The sequence below is a fragment of the Polaribacter sp. Asnod1-A03 genome (genome assembly GCF_045063585.1).
GTDB lineage: Bacteria > Bacteroidota > Bacteroidia > Flavobacteriales > Flavobacteriaceae > Polaribacter.
In genome coordinates, this window is record NZ_JBEFOE010000001.1 from 1 (window position 1) to 3,535 (window position 3,535).

Sequence of the window (3,535 nt, forward strand, 5' to 3'; positions counted from 1 at the left end):
TGTTTACCTTTACTGAGTTCATCAAGAATTTTTAGTTTAAAAGGTTCTGAATACCGTCTAATTACTTTGTCATTTTTGTACATAATGTTTAAAATTATGTAGCCTTTATTCAGGACGGGTCAAAATTGTGTACAACGGTTTTGTGTATGGTTAGTTGCGTGTTTCAGCAACTAATTTAGTAAACAAAAACGAACGCGAGAAAATTCCGAAGGAATTTTCCAAATAAGCAACGACCAAAGCAATTAATTATACACGTTGTTAGCAACTGGGCTTTTTCTATCAGTTTAATAAATAACCAAATTTCTCATCAATCAATTTTGCGCTTACCTTTTGTTCTAAAACTTTTCCTTTAGTGTCAGTTGTAAAATATTTTCCATTCTTTTTTAAATAAATAGTGTCCAATTCTTTATATGACAGATATGGCCATTCCCATAAAATTTGTTCGTATTCTATTGGATTAACTATTTCGTTTTTCCAATTGATTGTTCCAAATAAACTGTTTTTTTTAACTTTTATTAGTTTAGAGTTATCTACTAAAATCTCATCATAAATAGGTGGAATTACTATTTTTCCTTCTCTGCTAATTAATCCTTTCTTTTTGTTCTTTGTTACAAAATGTTCATCTGGACCATATTCCACTCAGTTAGATATTTCATTATATTCTATTGGAATAATTATATTTTCATCAATATCTATTATACCAAAAAAGTTGTTTTTTTTCACAATAAATCTATTCGTTTCATCGTAAAAGCAAGGTGATATTTCTTGGTAAATGGAAGGGATTTTTAATTGCCCTTTTAAGTCTGCTAAACCTACATTACCATCTTTTTCAAGTATTAAAAGGTTGCACCATTGTTTTCTTTCATTACAATTTATTGAGTTATATTCGAAAGGAATAATGGTTTCGGCAAATGAGTTAATAACACCAAATTTGTCATTCTTTTTTGCTATAGTAAAATCTCGATATTTAAAATTTGATAATTGCTCATATTCAAAAGGTATAATTATTTCTCCTTTTGTGTTTATAGCTCCAAATTTCCCATTTTCTTTATAGATGAAATATTTTTGTTGGTTTTCTCCTCGTTTGAGTCTATCCCAAATAATTTCTTTGTATTTGTTTTCGAGAAGAATATCTCCATTGGAATCAAGTAATCCATACTTTCCCGAATCATTGGTTAAAAATTCGGCAAATATATTTGAGTATATCGCAGGATGTTCGATTAGGTCATATTTTAAAGGAATTATTAAAGTTCCTAAACTATCAATAATTCCATATTTTCCATTTTTAGATACTATCGCTAAATTGTTTTGATAAGGTTCTGCAATGTCAAATTTCCCAAAAGGAACTATAGTTTCAAAATTTGAATTGATATATCCAAGTTGACCGTTTTTTTCAACTCGACATAATCCCTTTTTAAAATATGTATTAGTCCTATCGTTATATGAAACTTCTGTGATTTTGTCATATTCAAAATCAGTAAGTCTTTTACCATCACAAGAGAAAAATGCCCATTTTCCATTTTTCATTGCGCATACTAGTTCGTCCGCTTTATTATCTCTTACTTTCTCAAACTCTATTGGAACTATTACTTTGCCAGTTTTGTCAATAAATCCATATTTATTGTTTTTACGCACTCTAGCTAAACCACACTTATAAAAATGACTCTCGTTTTCATACTCAAATGGTATTACGACTTTACCTTTTCTGTCAATAAATCCGTGTTTCCCATTTAATTCCGCTGGTGCAAGTCCATTTGAAAACACACTCAAATCGTCATATTTAAAAGGTATTAAGGTATCTTGAGTAATATTTATGTAGCCTCTTTTTCCATTATTTTCTGCAAGTATCATTCCTTCCTCATCAATCGGATTCAGAAATTTATATTTGTTAAGAGGTATAATTGTATCTCCGTTTTGATTTACGAATCCCCAAGTTTTATTTCCACTAATTCGTTTGTAGGTTTGAGATTCAGCTGAATTTAATTCCGCCTTATTTGGTTTGCAAGAAATCACAAGCAAAAGAATAATCAATATGTTTATAAATGTTCTCAATGTTTGTTTTGCCTTGTTGCTAACGTGATTGTATATGATTAGTGGCGTGTTTAAGCACCTAATTTAGCAAATAAAAACTGAATAGAAAATATGCGAGAATTTTCGTAAACAAACTAAAACTAGCCATTAATTATATACGGTGTTGTGGCACGTTGTTGTTATTCATCTCTTTGTTTTAATTCAGGTAAATCTTTAGAAATTTCGTAATATTTCTTGTCATTCATTAAACTTTCTCGTACTTTTTCTAATTGCTCATTTAATTGTTTTGGAACATTATATTTGATTCCAAAACTTTTTCTTATTTCAGTATCAGTATGCTTGTCATATTCTTTCCAGTCAATTTCTGGTGTGTTAACAAGGTCAATTTGTTCCTTTATGATTTCTAAAAGCTCCTTTGATTCATTTGAGTTGACATCGTAAAATTCAAGTTGTCTTAAAATATCTTTTGGGAAAGCATAACGCCAATTATCAATTGAATTTCTATTAAAGTACTTGCCATTTTCTTTAAAGTTCTTAATCGCAATTTTTTGAAGAATGATTGTATCTAAAGATACTTTTTTACCTTTTGAAAAGGCTGACTTCAAACTAATCACTTGCTTGGTTGAACTTTCACTATGCCATTTTTTTAATGTCTTAATTGTATTTTCGTTAAATTCAATTCCGTACTCAATTTTGGCTTTACTTATTTGTTGGTCAACGTAATTAAAATCTGATTCAAATTTTTTGTAATAGACATTATTTAATATCTCTTGATTCACAGATGTTGTAGTTTTTAATGTAAAAGTTATTACAAAACAAATTACGAATGAAAATAATATCCATTTTTCTGAACGATAAATTAGCCTAACTATAAACCAATTTTGTGCAAAAACAACAATTGGAATTAAAACAAATAAAAGCCAATATTCTTCGAATAAATTTAGTTGATTATCATAACCTGGCATTCCATATAAAATGAAAGGAACAATTGAACCAAATCGAGCAATCATCATTAAAATTAGCCAAAAAGTAAAGAAAATATTTGTTCTTGATAATTGTTTATAAATTTTGTCTTTTTTCCTTTTATGATTATTATTTGTCATCCAAATTGCAATCGTAACTGAAAGACCTAAAACGGTTGCAAGTGACGAAAAAAAGTAATTATAAAAAAGTAATTCAGATTTTTCTAAAATGAATAAATCAGCAGATAAAGTGGTGAAAAACCTAAATAATTCTCGGAAATAATTAAACGTTAATGAAATTATAATTGCAGAAAATAAACCTGAAATTATTCCAATCCAAAATCTTTGTTTCCCAATTTTTTGAATAGATATTTCTTCTTTCCTTAATTTTCCTTTCATTTATGGATTTCGTTTTTAATGTCTCGTCCTGAAATATGGCTACAGGTTAAAATTTATTTTTAAGCTGATAATTTATATACCATATTCGGTGTTTTATAACCTAAAGATAAGTGTAATCTTATTTCGTTGTATAAATTAATTGC

Annotated in this window: 3 protein-coding genes; all 3 read right to left on the minus strand. The window is 28.1% G+C overall.

What is annotated here, in order from left to right:
- Positions 1–279: 279 nt before the first annotated feature.
- The 3 genes from ACJJVY_RS00005 to ACJJVY_RS00015 all read right to left on the minus strand — a co-directional run bounded on the left by ACJJVY_RS00005 (position 280) and on the right by ACJJVY_RS00015 (position 3,392).
- The gene (locus ACJJVY_RS00005; protein WP_405603857.1) at positions 280–639 is read right to left on the minus strand and encodes a WG repeat-containing protein; all 360 of its coding nucleotides are present in this window, start codon (positions 637–639) and stop codon (positions 280–282) included.
- On the minus strand, positions 640–2,052 hold the full coding sequence (locus ACJJVY_RS00010; protein ID WP_405603859.1) for a WG repeat-containing protein: 1,413 nt from the start codon (positions 2,050–2,052) through the stop codon (positions 640–642).
- Between the two features lie 158 nt (positions 2,053–2,210).
- Positions 2,211–3,392, minus strand: coding sequence for a hypothetical protein (locus ACJJVY_RS00015; protein WP_405603861.1), 1,182 nt, complete (start codon positions 3,390–3,392; stop codon positions 2,211–2,213).
- Positions 3,393–3,535 lie beyond the last annotated feature (143 nt).

Coding starts and splice junctions, on each gene's coding strand:
- ACJJVY_RS00015 (WP_405603861.1), bottom strand. CDS start 3,392: ATGAAAGGAAAATTAAGGAAAGAAGAAATATCTATTCAAAAAATTGGG.